The 20,846-nt window shown below is 55.7% G+C and carries 16 protein-coding genes and 1 riboswitch; of the genes, 7 read left to right on the forward strand and 9 right to left on the reverse strand.

All coding sequences use genetic code 11. The features are described 5' to 3' along the window. Positions 1-328 precede the first annotated feature (328 nt). Both murI and btuB read right to left on the reverse strand, forming a co-directional pair. The gene (gene murI, locus ACOTZF_RS17000) at positions 329-1,180 is read right to left on the reverse strand and encodes a glutamate racemase (protein ID WP_038985170.1); all 852 of its coding nucleotides are present in this window, start codon (positions 1,178-1,180) and stop codon (positions 329-331) included. Continuing rightward, positions 1,125-2,978: a TonB-dependent vitamin B12 receptor BtuB gene (gene btuB, locus ACOTZF_RS17005; RefSeq protein ID WP_129252957.1), complete on the reverse strand. Its 1,854-nt coding sequence runs from the start codon at positions 2,976-2,978 to the stop codon at positions 1,125-1,127. The genes murI and btuB overlap by 56 nt, the downstream gene beginning before the upstream one ends. Positions 2,979-3,044: 66 nt before the next feature. Next, positions 3,045-3,220: riboswitch (cobalamin riboswitch) on the reverse strand. Positions 3,221-3,324: 104 nt separating this feature from the next. Here btuB and trmA point away from each other — a divergent pair. After that, complete coding sequence (gene trmA, locus ACOTZF_RS17010) at positions 3,325-4,425, forward strand: tRNA (uridine(54)-C5)-methyltransferase TrmA (protein WP_013099295.1); 1,101 nt, start codon at positions 3,325-3,327, stop codon at positions 4,423-4,425. A 79-nt stretch (positions 4,426-4,504) separates the two neighbouring features. Here trmA and ACOTZF_RS17015 read toward each other — a convergent pair whose 3' ends face one another. Next, entirely contained in the window at positions 4,505-4,864 is a 360-nt protein-coding gene (locus tag ACOTZF_RS17015; protein ID WP_008501783.1) for a YijD family membrane protein, read from the reverse strand. 9 nt (positions 4,865-4,873) lie between these two features. Further along, positions 4,874-5,512 carry an HTH-type transcriptional repressor FabR gene (gene fabR / locus ACOTZF_RS17020; RefSeq protein ID WP_008501784.1) on the reverse strand — a complete coding sequence of 213 codons (639 nt, stop codon included), beginning with the start codon at positions 5,510-5,512 and terminating at the stop codon, positions 4,874-4,876. A gap of 196 nt (positions 5,513-5,708) precedes the next feature. Here fabR and sthA point away from each other — a divergent pair, with 196 nt between their 5' ends. Next, positions 5,709-7,109: a Si-specific NAD(P)(+) transhydrogenase gene (gene sthA, locus ACOTZF_RS17025; RefSeq protein WP_014833741.1), complete on the forward strand. Its 1,401-nt coding sequence runs from the start codon at positions 5,709-5,711 to the stop codon at positions 7,107-7,109. Here the strand turns inward: sthA and oxyR are convergent. The 4 genes from oxyR to argC all read right to left on the reverse strand — a co-directional run bounded on the left by oxyR (position 7,092) and on the right by argC (position 11,571). Beyond that, positions 7,092-8,009 (reverse strand): DNA-binding transcriptional regulator OxyR, encoded by a 918-nt coding sequence (oxyR, locus tag ACOTZF_RS17030; protein WP_014833742.1) that lies wholly within the window; start codon positions 8,007-8,009, stop codon positions 7,092-7,094. The two genes, sthA and oxyR, sit on opposite strands and share 18 nt — an antisense overlap. 326 nt (positions 8,010-8,335) lie before the next feature. Then, positions 8,336-9,709 carry an argininosuccinate lyase gene (gene argH, locus ACOTZF_RS17035; protein ID WP_020686924.1) on the reverse strand — a complete coding sequence of 458 codons (1,374 nt, stop codon included), beginning with the start codon at positions 9,707-9,709 and terminating at the stop codon, positions 8,336-8,338. Between the two features lie 74 nt (positions 9,710-9,783). Then, positions 9,784-10,560: an acetylglutamate kinase gene (gene argB / locus ACOTZF_RS17040; RefSeq protein ID WP_095428052.1), complete on the reverse strand. Its 777-nt coding sequence runs from the start codon at positions 10,558-10,560 to the stop codon at positions 9,784-9,786. A gap of 6 nt (positions 10,561-10,566) precedes the next feature. Further along, complete coding sequence (gene argC / locus ACOTZF_RS17045; RefSeq protein WP_129252955.1) at positions 10,567-11,571, reverse strand: N-acetyl-gamma-glutamyl-phosphate reductase; 1,005 nt, start codon at positions 11,569-11,571, stop codon at positions 10,567-10,569. Between the two features lie 88 nt (positions 11,572-11,659). Between argC and argE the strand changes: the two genes are divergently transcribed. The 5 genes from argE to gldA all read left to right on the forward strand — a co-directional run bounded on the left by argE (position 11,660) and on the right by gldA (position 18,499). Then, positions 11,660-12,811 (forward strand): acetylornithine deacetylase, encoded by a 1,152-nt coding sequence (argE, locus tag ACOTZF_RS17050; protein WP_013099301.1) that lies wholly within the window; start codon positions 11,660-11,662, stop codon positions 12,809-12,811. A 271-nt stretch (positions 12,812-13,082) separates the two neighbouring features. After that, a complete protein-coding gene (gene ppc / locus ACOTZF_RS17055) occupies positions 13,083-15,734 on the forward strand; it encodes a phosphoenolpyruvate carboxylase (protein WP_013099302.1) in 2,652 nt (883 codons plus the stop codon). 93 nt (positions 15,735-15,827) lie between these two features. Further along, positions 15,828-16,592 (forward strand): helix-turn-helix transcriptional regulator, encoded by a 765-nt coding sequence (locus ACOTZF_RS17060; protein ID WP_094916776.1) that lies wholly within the window; start codon positions 15,828-15,830, stop codon positions 16,590-16,592. A gap of 128 nt (positions 16,593-16,720) precedes the next feature. After that, on the forward strand, positions 16,721-17,383 hold the full coding sequence (gene fsa / locus ACOTZF_RS17065; protein ID WP_020686913.1) for a fructose-6-phosphate aldolase: 663 nt from the start codon (positions 16,721-16,723) through the stop codon (positions 17,381-17,383). Positions 17,384-17,395: 12 nt separating this feature from the next. Beyond that, on the forward strand, positions 17,396-18,499 hold the full coding sequence (gene gldA / locus ACOTZF_RS17070) for a bifunctional L-1,2-propanediol dehydrogenase/glycerol dehydrogenase (protein WP_094085108.1): 1,104 nt from the start codon (positions 17,396-17,398) through the stop codon (positions 18,497-18,499). A 39-nt stretch (positions 18,500-18,538) separates the two neighbouring features. Here gldA and katG read toward each other — a convergent pair whose 3' ends face one another. Continuing rightward, complete coding sequence (katG, locus tag ACOTZF_RS17075; RefSeq protein WP_023621815.1) at positions 18,539-20,719, reverse strand: catalase/peroxidase HPI; 2,181 nt, start codon at positions 20,717-20,719, stop codon at positions 18,539-18,541. Positions 20,720-20,846 lie beyond the last annotated feature (127 nt).

Here is a 20,846-nt window from a genome sequence, read left to right on the forward strand (position 1 = left end):
AGACTTGGTATTCATTTTTCGTCTTGCGACGTTAAGAATCCATGTCACTTTGAGTGCCCACACAGATTGTCTGATAAATTGTTAAAGAGCAGTGCAACGCGGCTTTCGCTCACCGTTGCGAGGTCCCGTATAATACGTTTTCCTCATTCAGAGTCAAGTGATTATTTTCACTTTTCTCTGTCGGCATTCATCTCTGAACCCCGCTAACCCGGCGGCTTGCAAGCCGTTGTTCCGTGTCAGTGGAGGCGCATTATAGGGAGTTCTCAGACGTTGACAACCCCTCTTTAAAAAAAAACGTTCAACCGTCTCTTTTTTGCTCAAAACCGTGCTACAGCGCGAGTTTTTCGAGCGTTTCAAACCCATAACGGTGCAAAACGGGTAAAAGTTGTTCAGTCTCGTTTGTTAGTGCCATACAAAACGCGATATTCGCATCGGCAGATTTGGCATCCGGCGCTTCATGTTCCAGCAGCCAGGCAGTACGACGGGCAATAGCCGCACCGGAATCCACCAGACGCGTCCCCTCCGGCAGTACTTCTAACAATTCTTCCTGTAAGAGCGGGAAATGAGTGCAGCCCAGAACGACGGTATCCGGCGGTTCCGGCATACGCAGCCACGGGCGAAGAATACGACGCAGCTCCTCAAGTGGCACTGTCTTGCCATGCAGCTTCGCTTCAGCCATCTCCACCAGCTCTGCCGAACCGAGCATCGCGATCTGGCATTCATTGGCAAAACGATCGATCAATTCACGCGTATAAGGACGCTTCACCGTGCCGCGCGTAGCCAGCAGACCCACAATACCATTCGCAGTCAGGCGCGCAGCAGGCTTTATTGCGGGAACCACGCCCACAACCGGGAACTGAAATTTTGCGCGCAAGGCTGGCAGCGATACCGTGCTTGCCGTATTACAGGCGATGACCGCCAGCGCCAGAGGATAACGCTGCTGTACCGCGGTGACGATTTCAACGACACGCTCAACAATAAAGTCCTCGCTCTTCTCCCCATAAGGGAAAGCGACGTTATCGAAGGCGTAGATATAATGGAGATCCGGCAGGAGATGCCGAATCTCATCATAGACCGAAAGCCCACCGACGCCGGAATCAAATACCAGCACGGTGGGACGCGGATTAGAAGGTGTAGCTGCCAGACAAGGTGTATTCCCGTCCTGCAGTTTGGTAGCCATAAACTGTCTCGTAATCTTTATCGAACAGGTTGGCTATTTTACCACGAACTGTAAGGTGAGAGGTGACAGGATATGAAACTGCGACATCCCACAGGCTTACCCCGCCCATTTTCACGCGTTCTGACGTATACGTGTCTGGATCGATCGCGACATCATAGCGGGTGCCGAGGTAACGGTAAGCGAGGTTCCAGTCGAGATCCCATACCTGCCAGTCAAGTTGATACTTAACCTGCTGCTTAGAACGGCGGGCCAGCACTTCATGAGTTTTGGCGTTACGCGGGTCAACATAATCATAGGAGATCTGGTGTCCAACCGGTCCAGTTTCGAACTGTGCCGTCGCTTCCACACCTTTAATACGCGCTTCGTCAACGTTGTAGTACCGATACGTATGCGGATCGCTGCTGATCAGGTTATCAATATCATTACGATAACCGGTGATACGCCAGTTGACCGGTCCCGTCAGGCCTTCAAAGCCCCCTTCCCACTGTTTACTCTCCTCCGGTTTAAGGTTCGGATTGCCGTAAGAAGCGCTGTGGATCTGGCTCATCGTCGGTGCTTTAAAAGCGGTGCCGTAGGAGGCAATCACGCGATAACCATCCACAAACTCCCACGCTGCGCTGGTTTGCCACGTGCCATGGTTGCCAAAGTTGGAGTTGTCGTCATTACGCGCCGCCGCTTCCAGCGTCACGCTGTTGAACTGCTGCATCGCAGACGCGAACACGCCGGTATTATGTTGCTCGTAACCTTTTTCCAGGTAACCGGTCCCAGCCTGCGTCTTCTGCTTTTGCCAGTCCAGGCCTGCACCGATATTGCCATGGCCGACTTCTATAGTGTTGAGCCATTGGGTGGTGTACTGCTTCACGTCATCCATGGTTGCGGAATCAGCGTAGCGCCCTTTCTTCGGATCATAGTTCTGATCTTTACTGCGGCCGTAACCCACCACCAGCTGTGACTGGAAAATCCCCTGGCTGTAACGCAAACCGGTATCCCAGTTCTGGCTGTAAAGCTGGCGAGTATCAGGTCGTCCATCCACCATAAAATTGGCGTCGTAATGATCGTAACCGTCATACGCGGTGCGGTTGTCATAACCAAAGCCACGGAAGAACCCGCTCACGCTGTTGGTAAATTGCTGTTCCACGGAGCCGTACAGCGATTTACTCATAAAACCATCGCGGTCAGGCTGGCGCGGCGCATCCTGGGCAGCAATATCAAAGCCGCGGGTATAGGTGTAGTTACCCGCCATAGTGATTTTGGTTTTATCCAGCACCTGCTGGAAAGCGCCATCATAGGTCTGGTAGCCCTTAGAGCCGACGCCCGCTGAGATTTCCGCACCCGGCTTATCACGCCCGGTGATGATGTTAATCACGCCGCCAATCGCGTCGGAGCCATACAGCGCAGAACGCGGGCCACGGACGTATTCGATTCGCTGAATCAGCGAGGTTGGGATTTGGCTCAGATCGGGAACATTGCTAATCCCGGCGCTGTTCAACGGTACACCGTCAATCAGGACCAGAACATGACGGGATTCAGTGCCGCGAATAAAGGTAGAAGAGGTGGCACCCAGGCCACCGCTTTGCGCGATATCTACGCCCGGCAGACGTGACATAATCTCCACAACGCTCTTTGCCTGCCAGCGCTCAATATCTTCACGCGTCACCACGGACGTCGGTGCCAGAACTGTTTTTGCCGGTTGTTCAAAACGATTTGCTGTCACCACCAACGAGTCAGCGCTATCCTGCGCCCAGCCCGAAAATGCCGTAACGGACAACGCCGTTAACAGCGATACTTTTTTAATCATTGTTAAAGCATCCACAATATAAGAAGGATGCCGCAGGCCTCATCTATAGCACGCGATGATGAAACCAAATGCGACGTGATCCCGGCAGGTCTTCGGGCTGGGTGGCGTTTTGTGGATGAAGACTTCCCATTTTCACAGTGTCTGCAACTCTCATCCCGCCAGTCTTTACCGCTGCGCGTCAGCTCCAGATTTACACTGGATTCCCTTTTCACTCTCAGGAGACCGGAAACAGAATGCTACAATTAGACACGTATAGATGTCCAGATAGCTATTAGCCATTAAATCTGGACATCCACTGCACAATCCCTACAATCCCCGCGTAATTCTTTATCACTCAGGACGCATCATGACCCCCGAACACCTCCCGACAGAACAGTACGACGCACAGCTGGCAGAGAAAGTTGTCCGCCTGCAAAGTATGATGACGCCTTTCAACGCGCCCGTTCCTGAGGTGTTCCGTTCCCCCGTCAGCCACTACCGTATGCGCGCCGAGTTCCGCATCTGGCACGATGGCGACGACCTGTATCACATCATTTTCGATCAGCAGACTAAATCCCGTATCCGGGTTAACAGCTTCCCGGCGGCGAGTGAGCTGATTAACCAGCTCATGACTCTAATGATTGACGGTGTGCGCAACAACCCGGTGCTGCGCCATAAGCTGTTCCAGATTGACTACCTGACCACCCAAAGCAATCAGGCCATTGTCTCTCTGCTGTACCACAAGGCGCTTAACGACGAGTGGCGCGAGCAGGCAGAAGCGCTGCGCGATGCGCTGCGGGCGCAAAACATCAACGTTCACCTGATTGGCCGCGCGACAAAAACCAAAATCATGCTGGATCAGGATTACATCGATGAGCGCCTGTCGGTGGCAGGAAAAGAGATGGTTTACCGTCAGGTAGAGAACAGCTTCACCCAACCTAACGCGGCGATGAACGTGCAAATGCTGGAGTGGGCGCTGAAAGCGACCGAAGGGTCAAAGGGCGATCTGCTTGAGCTGTACTGTGGGAATGGCAACTTCTCGCTGGCACTGGCGCGCAATTTCGAGCGCGTACTGGCAACGGAAATTGCCAAACCGTCCGTTGCGGCCGCGCAGTACAACATTGCCGCCAACCATATCGACAACGTGCAGATTATTCGTATGGCAGCAGAAGAGTTTACGCAGGCCATGAACGGCGTGCGCGAATTTAACCGTCTTGAGGGGATCGATCTGAAGGGCTATCAGTGCGAGACGATTTTTGTCGATCCGCCGCGCAGTGGCCTGGACAGCGAAACCGAGAAGATGGTGCAGGCATACCCGCGTATTTTGTACATTTCCTGTAACCCGGAAACGCTGTGCAAAAACCTGGAAACATTAAGCCAGACGCACAAGGTTGAACGTCTGGCGCTGTTCGATCAGTTCCCGTATACGCACCATATGGAGTGCGGTGTTTTACTTACCGCACGGTGATCTGTAGGCCGGATAAGCGTAGCGCCATCCGGCGTTTTTGGCAGGTGGCGCTTCGCTTACCTGCCCTACAAATAATTCCTTACTCTGGCAACTGGCTCTTGCGGCTGCGCATGCGAGAGCCAATCCAGAACACCAGCGCCACAGACAGAACAGCAGGGAAGAAGTTAGAGCCGATATCCGGGTACTCTGCGCGCACCACCGTGCTGTACAGCAACACACCCAGAATAAAGCAGGCAGCGGCCAGACCCGGTAACCCCACCGGCATGGTGCGGTTCAGATAACGCTGGTGCAGGCAGTAAACCGTCAGCACCAGGGCGATAAGCGGGAAAATCGAGAAGGGTACGATGGAGCTAAAAATAGCGGCAAACGTACCATTAATGGATAAGCCAGCGATCAATGCCAGCAACAGCGTCCCTTTATCCTGACCTGACTGTTTCATTACTCACCTTCACTCTTCGGTTTGATGTGCCAGTTTCTCTTGTTCACGGCGATACCAGTAGTACGCTCCTTTGGAAATCATCCTGAGCTGCAATACCAGTCGCTCTTCGAGTTGCTTACGTTGTTCAATGCTGACATCCAGCGCTTCGGCACCTGCACTGAAAACAATCGTCACCATTGCTTCAGCCTGTGCTTCGGTGAACGCACGCGGCATATGGTTTTCGAGTTCAAGATAGTCGGCAAGTTCCGCAATGAAATGCTGAATTTCACGCGCGACAGCGGCACGAAATGCCGCTGACGTCCCTGAACGCTCGCGCAGCAACAGGCGAAACGCGTTGGGGTTATTGCCAATAAATTCCATAAAGGTCGACACGGAGGTACGGATAACGCTACCGCCTTTCGCGATACGCTGCCGCGCCTGGCGCATCAACTGGCGCAGCATGAGCCCACTCTCGTCGACCATGGTCAGACCCAGTTCATCCACATCACGGAAATGGCGATAGAAGGACGTTGGCGCAATCCCGGCCTCGCGTGCGACTTCACGCAGGCTCAAACTGGCAAAACTCCGCTCAGCACTCAGTTGACTGAATGCAGCTTCCACCAGCGAACGCCGGGTTTTCTCTTTTTGTTGTGCTCTTACGCCCATCACGATAGTTGAATCCTTCCAAAGGTCTGATGGCACTATACCAGAGAATAAAATTAATCTGTTTACCTGGCTTTGTGAATGATTGTTTACGCGCGCTTTGTGCTCCACTGCCGGAAAAAAGCACAACGATAATTGGGTTACCCTGGCAATGATGTTATGATTCTGTTGCTTTTATGTATAAGAACAGGTAAGCCTTGCCATGCCACATTCCTACGATTACGACGCAATAGTTATTGGTTCCGGCCCCGGCGGCGAAGGCGCTGCTATGGGTCTGGTAAAACAGGGAGCCAGAGTAGCAGTCATTGAGCGCTACCATAATGTTGGCGGCGGTTGCACCCACTGGGGCACCATCCCTTCCAAAGCCCTCCGCCACGCCGTTAGCCGCATTATTGAATTTAACCAGAACCCTCTTTACAGCGACCACTCCCGACTTCTTCGTTCCTCTTTTGCCGATATCCTGAATCATGCAGATACCGTTATTAACCAGCAGACACGCATGCGTCAGGGTTTTTACGAGCGTAACCATTGCGAAATTCTTCAGGGTAACGCGCATTTTGTGGATGAACATACGCTGGCGCTGGAGTGTCACGACGGTTCGGTTGAAACCCTCACCGCTGAAAAATTTGTTATCGCCTGTGGTTCCCGCCCGTATCATCCGGCAGATGTGGATTTCTCACACCCGCGCATTTACGACAGCGATTCCATCCTCAGCCTGCACCATGAACCTCGCCATGTGATTATCTATGGCGCGGGGGTGATCGGGTGTGAATATGCGTCTATCTTCCGCGGAATGGATGTCAAAGTTGATCTGATTAACACCCGCGACCGCCTGCTGGCTTTCCTGGATCAGGAGATGTCAGACTCGCTCTCCTACCACTTCTGGAACAGCGGTGTAGTGATTCGCCACAACGAAGAGTACGAGAAGATCGAAGGCTGCGACGACGGCGTGATCATGCATCTGAAGTCTGGCAAAAAGCTGAAAGCCGACTGCCTGCTGTATGCTAACGGCCGTACCGGTAACACCGATTCACTGGCGCTGGAAAACATCGGTCTGGAGACGGACAGCCGTGGTCAGTTGAAGGTTAACAGCATGTACCAGACTGCCCTGCCGCACGTTTACGCGGTCGGTGACGTGATTGGTTACCCGAGCCTCGCTTCCGCGGCCTATGACCAGGGGCGCATTGCGGCGCAGGCGCTGGTAAAAGGCGAAGCGACGGCGCATCTGATCGAAGACATTCCAACGGGGATTTACACCATTCCGGAAATCAGCTCCGTAGGGAAAACCGAGCAGCAGCTGACCTCCATGAAGGTGCCTTACGAGGTGGGTCGCGCCCAGTTTAAACATCTGGCACGGGCACAAATTGTTGGCATGAGCGTGGGAACGCTGAAGATCCTGTTCCATCGCGAGACGAAAGAGATCCTCGGTATTCACTGCTTTGGTGAACGCGCGGCGGAAATCATTCATATCGGCCAGGCGATAATGGAGCAAAAAGGTGGCGGTAACACCATTGAGTACTTCGTTAACACCACCTTTAACTACCCGACCATGGCGGAAGCCTATCGGGTTGCCGCGCTGAACGGTTTAAACCGCCTGTTTTAACGCGTTGTCAAAATGGCCATCCATCGCACCACGGATGGCCTCTGCCAGCTGCTCATAGCGGCTGCGCAGCGGTGACCCCGGACGATAAACCAGACCTATAGTACGACGTGGCTCTGGTTTAATGCACGGCAGGTAAACCACACCGTCACGTTTACGCTCGCGCGGCACGGCCAGCGCAGGCAGCAACGTAATACCACTTCCCGCCGCCACCATATTACGCAGCGTTTCCAGGCTGGTTGCGCGGAAATGGGTATCTTCATCCGCTCCCGCTTCAAAACAGAAGCCCATGGCCTGATCGCGCAGGCAGTGGCCATCTTCCAGCATCAGCAGCTTTTCACCGGCCAGATCGGCCATCGGCACGCGATCGCGGTTCGCCCACGGGTGATCTTCGTAGATCGCCAGCATCATCGGCTCGTCAAACAGCGGCACTTCGATAAAGGCTTCGCTCTCTTTTACCAGCGCCAGAATGGCGCAGTCGAGCTTGCCGCTATCTAACTGTGCCAGCAGCTGATGGGTTTGCGCTTCATGCAGATACATTTCGAGTTTCGGGAACGTCTGGTGCAGCATCGGAATGATGTGCGGCAGAAGGTACGGACCAACGGTTGGGATCAGGCCAATATGCAGCGGGCCGGACATGGTCTCCCCTTGCTGACTTGCCATTTCCTTGAGCACTTTGACCTCGCGCAGCACGGTGCGCGCCTGATCTACCAGCAGCAAACCCGCCTGAGTGAACAGCACTTTACGACTGGTGCGCTCCAGCAGCATCACGCCCAGCTCATCTTCCAGCTTGCGGATCTGACCGCTCAGCGTAGGCTGGCTGACGTGGCAGGAATCTGCCGCACGGCGAAAGTGGCGATGCTCGGCCAACGCTACCAGGTATTCAAGATCACGAATATTCATTATTCATCCTCCGTCGCCACGATAGTTCATGGCGATAGATAGCATAGCAACGAACGATTATCCCTATCAAGCATTCTGTTGAATAATACACCACATAGACGAGGCGGCACGTGTTTGACCCTTGACGTCCCCGCATCGTCAGCGAGTTTCTCTCAAAACTCGAACAACTAAAGCCAACGTGAACTTTTGCGGACCCCGTGGTCCGCTTTTTTTTGCGTAAAAAAGCCCGGGGGTAAAAGCAAAATGGCAACCGAAGTTGCCATTTTTAGGGTTTGCTCCCTCTCCCTGTGGGAGAGGGCCGGGGTGAGGGCGCCAGCCCGCACAAATCAAACCAACCGGTTTTTTGCGTCCGCAATCGCCTGCGCCACCTGCTTCGGCGACACACCGCCTTTCGCCGCACGCTTATCCAGGCATGACTGCAACGACAGAATCGGGTACACATCCTCCCCGATAACCGCACTGAATTTCTGCAGGTCGGCAAGCGCCAGCTCTTCCAGCGGTTTCCCCTGACGAATCGCTTCCACTACCGCTTCGCCCACAATGTGGTGCGCTTCACGGAACGGTACGCCTTTCGCCACCAGGTAATCCGCCAGTTCGGTCGCGTTTGCATAACCCTGCTGCGCCGCTTCCTGACAACGAGAACGTTTCACCTGAATGCCGTCCAGCACCAGCGCACCCATATGCAGGCAGTCCAGCCAGGTGTCGAGCGCGTCGAACAGCCCTTCTTTGTCTTCCTGCATATCTTTGTTGTACGCCAGCGGCAGCCCTTTCAGGGTCATCATCATGCCGGTCAGTGCGCCCTGTACGCGGCCACACTTCCCGCGGATCAGCTCCAGCGCATCCGGGTTTTTCTTCTGCGGCATCAGGGAAGAGCCGGACGTCACACGGTCAGACAACTCCACAAATCCGGCTTCGCCAGAGTTAAAGAAGATCAGGTCTTCGGCAAAGCGTGACAGGTGGACCATCCCGATAGAAGCATTCGACAGCAGTTCCAGCACGTGGTCACGGTCAGAGACGCTGTCCAGACTGTTACGGGTGGCAGACGCAAAGCCCAGCCAGCCTGCCAGCTGCTCGCGGTCAATTTCATATGCCGTACCCGCCAGCGCACCGCTGCCCAGCGGGCTGACGTCCAGGCGCTTCAGGGTATCCTGCAGGCGGCTTTCGTCACGCGCCAGCATCTCGACATAGGCCAAACACCAGTGCGCAAAGGTCACCGGCTGCGCGCGCTGCAAATGGGTATAACCCGGCATCACCGCGTCCTGGTTGTTCTGTGCCGTTTCCACCAGCGCGCTCTGCAGCTGACGGTTAGCCGCCAGCAGCTCCGCGACGGTATCTTTACACCACAGCTTCAGATCGGTCGCGACCTGGTCGTTACGGCTACGGCCGGTGTGCAGCTTTTTACCCAGCTGGCCAACTTTGTCGATCAGTTTGCCTTCTACCCAGCTGTGAATATCTTCGGCATCGCTCTGGAGAATTTGCTGCGGATCCAGACGCACTTCTTCCAGCAGATTATTGAGCGCCTCTTCCAGCTGCTGCTGCTCCTCTGCGGTCAGCACGCCCACCGTCACCAGCGCTTTGGACCAGGCCACAGAGCCGACGATATCCTGTTCGGCCAGGCGGTAGTCGAAGCGCAAAGAGTCGTTGAACTGTTTGAACCGTTGATCCGCTGCCTGTGTAAAACGCCCACCCCAAAGTGCCATAACATCGTTCCTTTATTCGTTAGTTCCGCCGGATGGCGCTGCGCTTACCCGGCCTACGGTCATTCATTAATAACTTACGCTAAAATACGCGTGCCAATTGGCGTGCCGTTAAACAGCGCCGGAAGCTGCTCCGCGTGACGCCAGGAGGCGATATCCACCGGTCGACCGAGCGTACGGGCGGCATCCAGCGCGGCATTCACTTTGACGATCATCCCGTCGGTAATAATGCCCTGGGCGATCAGCTGTTCGGCTTTTGCCGCGGTCATTTCCGCAATGCGCTGGCCTTTGCCGTCCAGAATACCGCTCACATCGGAGAGCAGGATCAGGTCCGCGCCCAGCGTTGCCGCCAGTGCCGTTGCCGCCTGGTCCGCATTCACGTTCATCAACTCACCCTCTTCGGTCACCCCGATAGAGCTCACTACCGGCAGGAAACCGCCTTCCAGCAGCGTGTTAATCAGCTTAGGCGAACCTGGCTGCGCCAGTCCAACGTGGCCGAGTTCTTCATCGAGCTGGGTCACTTTTACGCTGTCGCCATCGCCCAGATAGAGGCCAACGGAGGCAATGTTGTGTTTCTTCGCCCAGGACAACAGAGTCTTATTCGCCGTACCTGCCAGCGCACCGGTGATGATGTCAATCTGGTCGGCAGGCGTCACGCGCAGGCCGTTTTTCTTTTTCACCGGCAGGTTGAGCCCTTTCATCAGCTCATCCACCACGCAGCCGCCGCCGTGCACAATCACCAGCGGACGCTGGTGCGATTCGCGATAGTTAACCAGCGCGGTAAACAGACGCTCCAGCGCTTCTTCGCTGTCCAGCAGTACACCACCGAGTTTGATAATTAATGGGTTCATCATCACACCTTAAATAAGAGCCTGCGTTTCCGGGAAACCGAAACGAATATTTGCACACTGCATTGCCTGAGCGGCAGCGCCTTTGAGTAAGTTATCTTCTGCTGCCACCACGATCAGATGCTCGCCCTGCACGGCATAGCCGATGTCGCAGAACGGCAGGCCAACCACGTTTTTCAGCGCGGGCACGCCTTTGTCGTAGAGACGCACCAACGGTTTATCCGCATACGCCTGAGTAAAGGCCTCGCTCACCTGGTCTTTGGTCACGCCCGGTTTCAGGCGGCAGGTAATGGTTTCGAGGATCCCACGCGGGAAGCTGCCCAGGTGCGGCGTAAAGATGACATTGGCCCCCAGATGGGTGGTGATTTCCGGATGATGGCGGTGATTAAACACGCCATACGGCTGCAGGCTGACTTCACAGAAGCTGTTAGAAATAGCAGCCTTGCGTCCGGCACCGCTGACACCACTGGTGGCGTTGATCACCGGCCACTGGTTCAGATCCAGCAGGTCTGCGTCGATCAGCGGCTTCAGAGAAAGCTGTGCGGCCGTCGGGTAGCAGCCCGGCACGGCAATCAGATCCGCTTCTTTCAGCTTGTCTGCGCTCCACTCCGCCAGCCCATACACGGCTTTTGCAAGCAGGTCCGGGTGCTGATGGGTAAAGCCATAGTATTTTTCGTAGAACGCGCCGTCGTTAACACGGAACGCGCCGGAGAGGTCGAACACCACGCAACCGGCCGCCAGGAATTGCGGCGCCAGGTCGTGACTGACCTCGTGCGCGGTGGCCAAAAACACCACGTCGACGCCGTCAGTGAACTCGCTGATATCAGACATTGGCTGCAGTGGCAAGTCGACAATGCCCAAAAGGCACGGATGCAAATCAGAAATTAACTTTCCTGCATCATTGCTTTGCGCTGACACGGTCAAAGCGGTTATGGTCATATGTGGATGGCGATTCACGTAGCTTACAAGCTCTGCGCCCGCATAACCGCTAGCGCCTACAATCAGCGTATTCAACATCGGGTTCCTTTATGCTCAACGTTAATGTATTTTTATTCACATTTATTGCATGAATATTGATACTATCACGACCTAAGGTGTGTCAACAATGAAAATGAACTTACCGCCATTTATCGAGATTTACCGCGCCCTGATTGCCACACCCTCCATCAGCGCGACCGAAGAAGCGCTGGATCAGAGCAATGAGTCTTTAATCAATCTGCTGGCGGGTTGGTTTAGCGATCTTGGCTTTAACGTTGAGGTTCAGCCTGTTCCCGGAACACGCCATAAATTTAACCTGCTCGCCAGTACCGGACACGGCGCAGGCGGACTGCTGCTGGCCGGTCATACCGACACGGTGCCGTTTGACGATGGCCGCTGGACCCGCGACCCGTTTACCCTGACCGAGCATGACAACAAGCTTTACGGCCTTGGCACCGCCGACATGAAAGGCTTCTTCGCCTTTATCCTTGACGCGCTGCGTGACGTGGACGTGACAAAACTGAAAAAGCCGCTCTACATTCTGGCGACCGCCGATGAAGAGACCAGCATGGCGGGGGCGCGTTACTTCTCAGAAAACACATCGATTCGCCCGGATTGCGCCATCATCGGTGAGCCAACGTCATTACAACCGATCCGTGCGCATAAAGGCCATATCTCCACGGCAGTGCGCGTGATGGGCCAGTCCGGCCACTCCAGCGATCCGGCGCGTGGCGTGAACGCCATTGAACTGATGCACGACGCCATCGGCCGCATCATGACTCTACGCGACGAACTGAAAGAGCGGTATCACTACGACGCCTTCACCGTGCCGTATCCGACGCTGAACCTCGGGAGCCTGCACGGTGGCGATGCCTCTAACCGTATCTGCGCTTGCTGTGAGCTGCACATGGATATCCGTCCGCTGCCGGGCATGACGCTGAGCGATCTCGACGGCTTGCTGACCGAAGCGCTGGCCCCGGTAAGTGAACGCTGGCCTGGCCGCCTGACGGTGTCTGAACTGCATCCACCGATCCCGGGTTATGAATGTCCACCGGATCATCAGCTGGTTGAAGTGGTGGAAAAACTGCTCGGCGAGAAAACCGACGTGGTGAACTACTGCACCGAAGCGCCGTTTATTCAGACGCTGTGCCCGACGCTGGTACTTGGCCCAGGCTCCATCAACCAGGCGCACCAGCCAGATGAATACCTGGAAACCCGCTTCATCAAGCCCACCCGCGAACTGATTACCCAGGTCGTGCATCACTTCTGCTGGCATTAAAACCGCACCGATTAGTCCCCTCTCCCGATGGGAGAGGGTTAGGGTGAGGGCAACAAATCCCGCGATCTCGGTCACATTCCCATAAGCATCTCTTATCTGACGCAATGCGAATTAAATTTCGTAAATTGCCCGCATTTATTCGTTTGCTGAACCGTTTTCGCAGCAATTGACGACGGGGGTTTTACGTGGCTTTATAAAGGGAGATGACAAAATAATGTCCAGAAGATTTTCGCATGGGCATAAACAAAAATGATGGGGTGACTGGGTTTTTATGAACGAACAATATTCCGCGTTGCGTAGTAATGTCAGTATGCTCGGCAAAGTGCTTGGAGATACCATCAAAGATGCGTTGGGGGAAAACATCCTCGACCGCGTTGAAACCATCCGCAAGCTGTCTAAATCTTCCCGTGCCGGTAACGAAGCGAGTCGTCAGGAGCTGCTCACTACCTTGCAGAACCTCTCTAACGATGAGCTGCTGCCCGTTGCACGCGCATTCAGCCAGTTCCTGAACCTGGCAAACACGGCTGAGCAATACCATAGCATTTCGCCAAACGGCGAAGCTGCCAGCAACCCGGAAGTCATTGCCCGTACGCTTCGTAAACTCAAAGACCAGCCAAACCTCAACGAAGCCACCATTAAAAAAGCGGTGGAGTCCCTTTCGCTGGAGCTGGTGCTGACTGCCCACCCAACCGAAATCACCCGTCGCACCCTGATCCACAAAATGGTCGAAGTGAACAACTGTCTGAAACAGTTGGATAACAAAGACATTGCCGACTACGAACGTAACCAGCTGATGCGCCGTCTGCGCCAATTGATTGCGCAGTCCTGGCACACCGATGAAATTCGTAAGCATCGCCCAAGCCCGGTAGACGAGGCCAAATGGGGCTTTGCGGTGGTGGAAAACAGCCTGTGGGAAGGGGTGCCGAACTACCTGCGTGAGCTGAACGAACAGCTGGAAGCAAACCTGGGCTATCGCCTGCCAGTAGATTTTGTCCCGGTACGCTTTACCTCCTGGATGGGCGGTGACCGCGACGGTAACCCGAACGTGACGGCGGAAATCACCCGCCACGTGCTGCTGCTGAGCCGCTGGAAAGCCACCGATCTGTTCCTGAAAGACATTCAGGTGCTGATCTCCGAGCTGTCGATGGTGGAAGCAACGCCAGAACTGCGCGCGCTGGCCGGTGAAGAAGGTGCCAGCGAGCCGTATCGTTTCCTGATGAAAAAACTGCGTAGCCAGCTGATGGCGACCCAGGCCTGGCTGGAAGCACGCCTGAAAGGCCAGCGCCTGCCGAAGCCGGAAGGTCTGCTGAGCCAGAACGAACAGCTCTGGGAACCGCTATACGCTTGCTATAAATCACTACAGGCCTGCGGGATGGGCATCATCGCCAATGGCGAACTACTCGACACCCTGCGCCGCGTGAAGTGTTTTGGCGTGCCGCTGGTGCGTATCGACGTGCGTCAGGAGAGCACCCGCCATACCGAAGCGCTGGGCGAACTGACACGTTATCTTGGCATTGGCGACTACGAAAGCTGGTCTGAAGCCGACAAACAGGCCTTCCTGATCCGCGAGCTGAACTCCAAGCGTCCTCTGCTGCCGCGCAACTGGGAGCCAAGCAACGAAACCCGCGAAGTGCTCAACACCTGTAAAGCGATCGTGGATGCGCCAAAAGGATCGGTCGCCGCCTATGTGATCTCGATGGCGAAAACCCCGTCCGACGTGTTGGCCGTTCACCTGCTGCTGAAAGAAGCCGGTATCGACTATGCCCTGCCTGTCGCCCCGCTGTTTGAAACCCTCGACGACCTGAACAACGCCAATGATGTAATGACCCAGCTGCTGAACATCGACTGGTATCGCGGCTTTATTCAGGGCAAACAGATGGTGATGATCGGCTATTCCGACTCCGCAAAAGATGCGGGCGTGATGGCGGCATCCTGGGCGCAGTATCAGGCGCAGGACGCGCTGATCAAAACCTGCGAGAAAGCCGGTATTGAGCTGACGCTATTCCACGGTCGCGGTGGTTCCATTGGCCGTGGCGGTGCGCCTGCGCACGCGGCGCTGCTCTCTCAGCCGCCAGGAAGCCTGAAAGGCGGGCTGCGCGTGACCGAACAGGGCGAGATGATCCGCTTCAAATACGGCCTGCCGGAAGTGACCATCAGCAGCCTGTCGCTCTATACCAGTGCGATTCTCGAAGCAAACCTGCTGCCACCGCCGGAGCCGAAAGAATCCTGGTGCCGCATTATGGATGAGCTGTCTGACATCTCATGCGACCTGTACCGCGGCTACGTGCGTGAAAACAAAGACTTCGTACCTTACTTCCGCTCTGCTACGCCAGAGCAGGAGCTGGGCAAACTGCCGCTGGGTTCACGTCCGGCCAAGCGTCGTCCGACCGGCGGCGTGGAGTCTCTGCGTGCAATCCCGTGGATCTTCGCCTGGACGCAGAACCGTCTGATGCTGCCAGCCTGGCTGGGTGCCGGTGCGGCGCTGCAGAAGGTGGTTGAAGATGGCAAACAGAACGAACTGGAAACCATGTGCCGCGACTGGCCATTCTTCTCTACCCGTCTGGGTATGCTGGAGATGGTCTTCTCGAAAGCTGACCTGTGGCTGGCGGAATACTACGATCAGCGCCTGGTGAAACCAGAGCTGTGGGCGCTGGGTAAAGAGCTGCGCGAACTGCTGGAAGGCGACATCAAAGTGGTGCTGGATATCGCCAACGACTCCCATCTGATGGCCGATCTGCCGTGGATTGCCGAGTCTATCCAGCTGCGTAACATCTATACCGACCCACTGAACGTCCTGCAGGCGGAGCTGCTGCACCGTTCGCGTCTGGCGGAAGAGGAAGGTAAAGATCCGGATCCACGCGTTGAACAAGCGCTGATGGTGACGATTGCGGGCGTTGCAGCGGGTATGCGTAACACCGGCTAATGCTCACTGCCCGGCGGCGCTTCGCTTGCCGGGCCTACGACAAGTAGGCCGGGTAAGCGTCAGCGCCACCCGGCACATTTCGGTAGTCTCCTGATGCATTCCGATATCACCCGAATTTTGACAGAGCTGGTTAACCGCACGTTATCGCTGGGTCAGATCCATTTCTCAGCCAGGGCTGAGCAGTCCCCCCGAACAGCGCCCTGCCTCGTTATTACCCTGAATAATTCCTGTGAGGCGATATTTTCCTCATCCGGGCACATGACTCATCACCCGGCTAACTTCCTAAGAATCAACTTCGGTAAGCAGCAAATGGCCATTGAGTTACAGCGTGAGAACGTGCCTGCGCAGCAGGTCCAGGTCGCCCGGCGTGGCCCGCGAACCGGTGCGTTTCTCCTCCAGACACTAGCCGAATTACAGATGCAACCGGATGAACAAGACACCGCGAGGCTGGTGGTACTGAGTCTGCTCAGCCACTGCCGGGATCTTTTTGGCAGCGACATTCGCACCGCCAACCGCAGCCGCGCGCTCTTCGAAGCGATTCGTAGCTATATCGACGAACATCACGCCTCTTTGTTAACGCGTGAATCGGTGGCGCAGGCGTTCTACATCTCCCCAAACTATCTTTCCCATCTCTTTCAGAAAGTTGGCAGTGTCGGATTCAATGAATACCTGACCCAAACCCGACTTGAACATGCCCGACAGTTGCTTAAAGGCTACGATCTCAAAATCAAGGATATCGCCGCACGATGCGGTTTTATGGACAGCAACTACTTCTGCCGCCTGTTTCGCAAACACACCGAACGTTCTCCTTCCGAATATCGCCGCCAGTATCACAGCCAGTTAACCGCCAAAAAATAGCACTGTGATCGGCATCGCACATCGCTAAGCACATTACATTTGTCCAGTATTTGGCAAAATTGACCTGTATATCCCGCCTGCCGCCCCGCCTTATCCTTAAATCAATCTTTCTGACTTAAGGAAAAATAATGGAACTGTATCTGGATACCGCCAACGTGGCAGAAGTAGAACGCCTTGCGCGCGTTTTCCCCCTTGCAGGCGTCACCACCAATCCGAGCATCATTGCCGCCAGCCGTGAGTCAATCTGGGAGGTACTGCCGCGCCTGCAAAACGCCATTGGACCGAAAGGCAGGCTATTCGCCCAGACAATGAGCCGCGACGCAGAAGGCATGGTGGCCGAAGCCAAACGCCTGAGCAATGCTATCCCGGATATCGTGGTGAAAATCCCGGTCACCGCCCAGGGGCTTATCGCCATTAAGGCGCTAAAAACAGCGGGCATCACTACGCTGGGTACCGCCGTGTACAGCGCCGCGCAAGGCCTGCTGGCCGCGCTGGCCGGGGCAAAATATGTCGCGCCATACGTAAACCGCGTGGATGCCCAGGGCGGGGACGGCATTCGCATGGTTCAGGAGCTGCAATCCCTGCTGGAACAGCATGCACCGGAGAGCAAGGTGCTGGCAGCCAGCTTCAAAACGCCACGCCAGGCGCTGGACTGCCTGCTCGCCGGATGTGAAGCAATCACGCTTCCCTTAGATGTAGCGCAACAAATGCTCGGCACGCCGGCGGTAGAGTCAGCAATAGAGAAGTTCGAGCAGGACTGGAAAAACGCGTTTGGTAACCTCAACCTCTAAGGGAGATATGTTATGGACCGTATCATTCAATCGCCGGGGAAATATATCCAGGGCGCTAATGTTCTCACCCGTCTCGGCGACTATCTGAAACCTCTGGCTACACGCTGGCTGGTTGTTGGCGATAAATTTGTGCTGGGTTTTGCCGAAGAGACCTTGCGCCAGAGTTTTAAAAATGCAGAGCTACATGCCGAAATCGCGCCGTTTGGCGGCGAATGTTCGCAGAATGAGATCGATCGTCTGAAAAAACTGGCCGACAGTGCGGACTGCATGGCGGTGCTGGGTATTGGCGGCGGTAAAACGCTGGATACCGCCAAAGCGCTGGCACATTTTATGGACGTGCCGGTCGCTATCGCCCCGACTATCGCCTCCACCGATGCCCCGTGCAGCGCCCTTTCTGTGATTTATACCGACAGCGGCGAATTCGAACGCTATCTGATGCTGCCGCATAACCCCAATATGGTGATTGTCGACACCAAAGTGGTGGCTGGTGCGCCGCCGCGTCTGCTGGCCGCCGGAATTGGCGATGCCCTTGCCACCTGGTTTGAAGCACGCGCCTGCTCGCGCAGCGGCGCCACGACCATGGCGGGCGGCAAGTGCACGCAGGCCGCGTTAGCGCTTGCCGAGCTGTGCTACAACACGCTGATTGAAGAGGGCGAGAAAGCGATGCTCGCGGCGGAGCAGCACGTCGTCACCCCCGCGCTGGAACGCATTATCGAAGCCAATACCTATCTGAGCGGCGTAGGGTTTGAAAGCGGCGGGCTGGCGGCAGCGCATGCCATTCACAACGGGATGACGGCAGTGCCGGATGCGCATCACTTCTACCACGGTGAAAAAGTGGCGTTTGGTACGCTGACGCAACTGGTGCTGGAAAACGCGCCGGTTGAGGAGATCGAAACCGTCGCGGCGCTTTGCCACAGCGTTGGATTGCCGATCACGCTGGCGCAGCTGAACATCAAAGAAGACATTCCGGCCAAAATGCGCCTGATTGCCGAAGCGTCTTGCGCTGAGGGAGAGACCATTCACAACATGCCGGGTGGCGTATCGCCGGATCAGGTTTACGCGGCACTGCTGGTTGCCGACCAGTATGGACAGCGTTTCCTGCAGGAGTGGGAGTAATAAAAAAGCCGGGTGCGCTACGCGTACCCGGCTCAATGGTTATTTCACGTCAAAACGGTCCAGATCCATCACCTTCGCCCACGCTGCAACGAAGTCGCGAACGAACTTCTCGTGAGCATCACTGCTGGCGTACACCTCTGCCAGCGCGCGAAGGACAGCGTTAGAGCCGAAGACCAGGTCAGCGCGAGTGGCGGTGTATTTCACTTCACCGCTGGTGCGATCGCTTCCGGCAAACAGCTCGTTCGATTCATCGGTCGCCTTCCACTGGGTGTTCATATCCAGCAGGTTCACGAAGAAGTCATTGCTCAGCACGCCTTCGCGGTTGGTGAACACACCATTTTTACTGCCGTCGAAGTTTGCGCCCAGTACGCGCAGGCCGCCGATCAGCACCGTCATTTCTGGTGCGGTTAACGTCAACTGCTGGGCTTTATCAATCAGCAGCGATTCGGTGGTGGAAACATCAACCTGCGCACGATAGTTACGGAAACCGTCAGCAATCGGTTCAAGCAGGTTAAACATATCGATATCCGTCTGATCCTGACGTGCATCCACACGGCCCGGCGTGAACGGTACGGTGACGTAAACGCCTGCCGCTTTCGCCGCCTGCTCAACGCCTACCACACCCGCGAGCACGATAATATCGGCCAGTGAGGCTTTATTGGTGGTGCGCTGAATAGCTTCCAGAGCAGGCAATGCACGTACGGCTGCGGCGTTAACATCCCAGTTGCGCTGAGGCGCAAGCGCCAGACGCGCACCGTTGGCACCGCCACGCTTGTCACCGCCGCGGAAGGTAGAGGCTGACGCCCATGCCACGGAAATCAGTTCGCTCACGGAGAGCCCGGATGCTGCAATTTCCGCCTTCAGGCTCTCAATGTCCTCTTTGGTCGGATTGAATACTGCCTCCGGCAGCGGATCCTGCCAGATCAGATCTTCTTTCGGCACTTCCGGGCCAAGATAACGCGATTTTGGCCCCATATCGCGGTGGGTCAGTTTGAACCACGCGCGGGCGAAGGCTTCGTTGAAAGCCTGCGGATCGTTCAGGAAGCGACGGGAAATTTTTTCGAATTCCGGGTCAAAACGCAGCGTCAGGTCGGTAACCAGCATAGTCGGTTTGCGTTTTTTCGACGGGTCGAACGGGTCTGGCATGATCTCAGGCGCGTCCACGGCTTCAAACTGAATCGCACCGGCCGGGCTGCGGGTTTGCACCCATTCGTATTTGAACAGGTTCTCGAAGAAGTAGTTGCTCCACTGGGTCGGGGTTTGTGACCAGATGACTTCCAGACCGGAAGTAATGGCGTCAGCGCCAATACCGGTACCGTGCGTGCTGGCCCAGCCCAGGCCCTGCGCTTCAATCGGAGACGCTTCCGGGTCTGTGCCAACGTGCGTTGCTTCACCCGCACCGTGGGTTTTACCGAGCGTATGCCCCCCGGCAATCAGCGCCACGGTCTCTTCGTCGTTCATTCCCATGTTACCGAAGGTGGCGCGAATGGCTGCCGCCGCGGACAGCGGTTCACCGCTGGCGTTTGGTCCTTCCGGGTTAACGTAGATCAGCCCCATTTCTGTGGCCGCCAGCGGGCGTTTCGCCAGCGCTTCCGGGTCACGATGGGTCAGCCAGGCTTTTTCATCCCCCCAGTTAACGTCGAGATCCGGTTCCCAGACATCTTCACGCCCGGCACCAAAACCAAAGGTGCGGAAGCCGGAGTTTTCCAGCGCCACGTTACCCGCAAGAATAAACAGGTCAGCCCAGGAGATTTTTTGACCATATTTTTGCTTGATCGGCCACAGCAGACGGCGAGCTTTATCCAGACTGACGTTATCTGGCCAGGAGTTCAGCGGCGCAAAGCGCTGTTGACCGCGTCCGGCACCGCCGCGTCCGTCAACGGAGCGATAGGTTCCCGCACCGTGCCAGGCCATGCGAATAAACAGGCCCGCATAGCTGCCCCAGTCGGCAGGCCACCACGGTTGAGAGTCGGTTAAGAGTGCTTTGAGATCGCCCTTGAGGGCGGAGTAATCCAGCTTGCTAAATTCTTTGCGGTAGTCGAAGTCTTCACCCAGAGGGTTCGAACGATTGGAATGTTGATTAAGAAGATCGATGCGGAGTTGTTTTGGCCACCAGTCGCGGCTGCCTGTACCTGCCCCCGCGCTGTGATCGACGCCGCCCTGGTGGAACGGGCATTTGCCGACTGATGCCGCTTTATTGCTCTCGTCTGACGTGCTCATCGCTATGCTCCCTTTTACAGTGTTACCGTTACGATATACACCACTAGCAATAAGATATAGTTGAATTAATCCACAGATTCGATAGCTAATACCTTTTAACTTTTAGCCAGACTAAAAAGCCCTCCAT

Source organism: Enterobacter cloacae complex sp. SHL021 (genome assembly GCF_049237765.1).
GTDB classification, from domain to species: Bacteria; Pseudomonadota; Gammaproteobacteria; order Enterobacterales; family Enterobacteriaceae; genus Enterobacter; species Enterobacter cloacae.

Coding starts and splice junctions, on each gene's coding strand:
- btuB (WP_129252957.1), bottom strand. CDS start 2,978: ATGATTAAAAAAGTATCGCTGTTAACGGCGTTGTCCGTTACGGCATTT.
- gldA (WP_094085108.1), top strand. CDS start 17,396: ATGGACCGTATCATTCAATCGCCGGGGAAATATATCCAGGGCGCTAAT.
- oxyR (WP_014833742.1), bottom strand. CDS start 8,009: ATGAATATTCGTGATCTTGAATACCTGGTAGCGTTGGCCGAGCATCGC.
- argH (WP_020686924.1), bottom strand. CDS start 9,709: ATGGCACTTTGGGGTGGGCGTTTTACACAGGCAGCGGATCAACGGTTC.
- katG (WP_023621815.1), bottom strand. CDS start 20,719: ATGAGCACGTCAGACGAGAGCAATAAAGCGGCATCAGTCGGCAAATGC.
- sthA (WP_014833741.1), top strand. CDS start 5,709: ATGCCACATTCCTACGATTACGACGCAATAGTTATTGGTTCCGGCCCC.
- argB (WP_095428052.1), bottom strand. CDS start 10,560: ATGATGAACCCATTAATTATCAAACTCGGTGGTGTACTGCTGGACAGC.
- argC (WP_129252955.1), bottom strand. CDS start 11,571: ATGTTGAATACGCTGATTGTAGGCGCTAGCGGTTATGCGGGCGCAGAG.
- fsa (WP_020686913.1), top strand. CDS start 16,721: ATGGAACTGTATCTGGATACCGCCAACGTGGCAGAAGTAGAACGCCTT.
- ppc (WP_013099302.1), top strand. CDS start 13,083: ATGAACGAACAATATTCCGCGTTGCGTAGTAATGTCAGTATGCTCGGC.
- ACOTZF_RS17015 (WP_008501783.1), bottom strand. CDS start 4,864: ATGAAACAGTCAGGTCAGGATAAAGGGACGCTGTTGCTGGCATTGATC.
- argE (WP_013099301.1), top strand. CDS start 11,660: ATGAAAATGAACTTACCGCCATTTATCGAGATTTACCGCGCCCTGATT.
- trmA (WP_013099295.1), top strand. CDS start 3,325: ATGACCCCCGAACACCTCCCGACAGAACAGTACGACGCACAGCTGGCA.
- ACOTZF_RS17060 (WP_094916776.1), top strand. CDS start 15,828: ATGCATTCCGATATCACCCGAATTTTGACAGAGCTGGTTAACCGCACG.
- murI (WP_038985170.1), bottom strand. CDS start 1,180: ATGGCTACCAAACTGCAGGACGGGAATACACCTTGTCTGGCAGCTACA.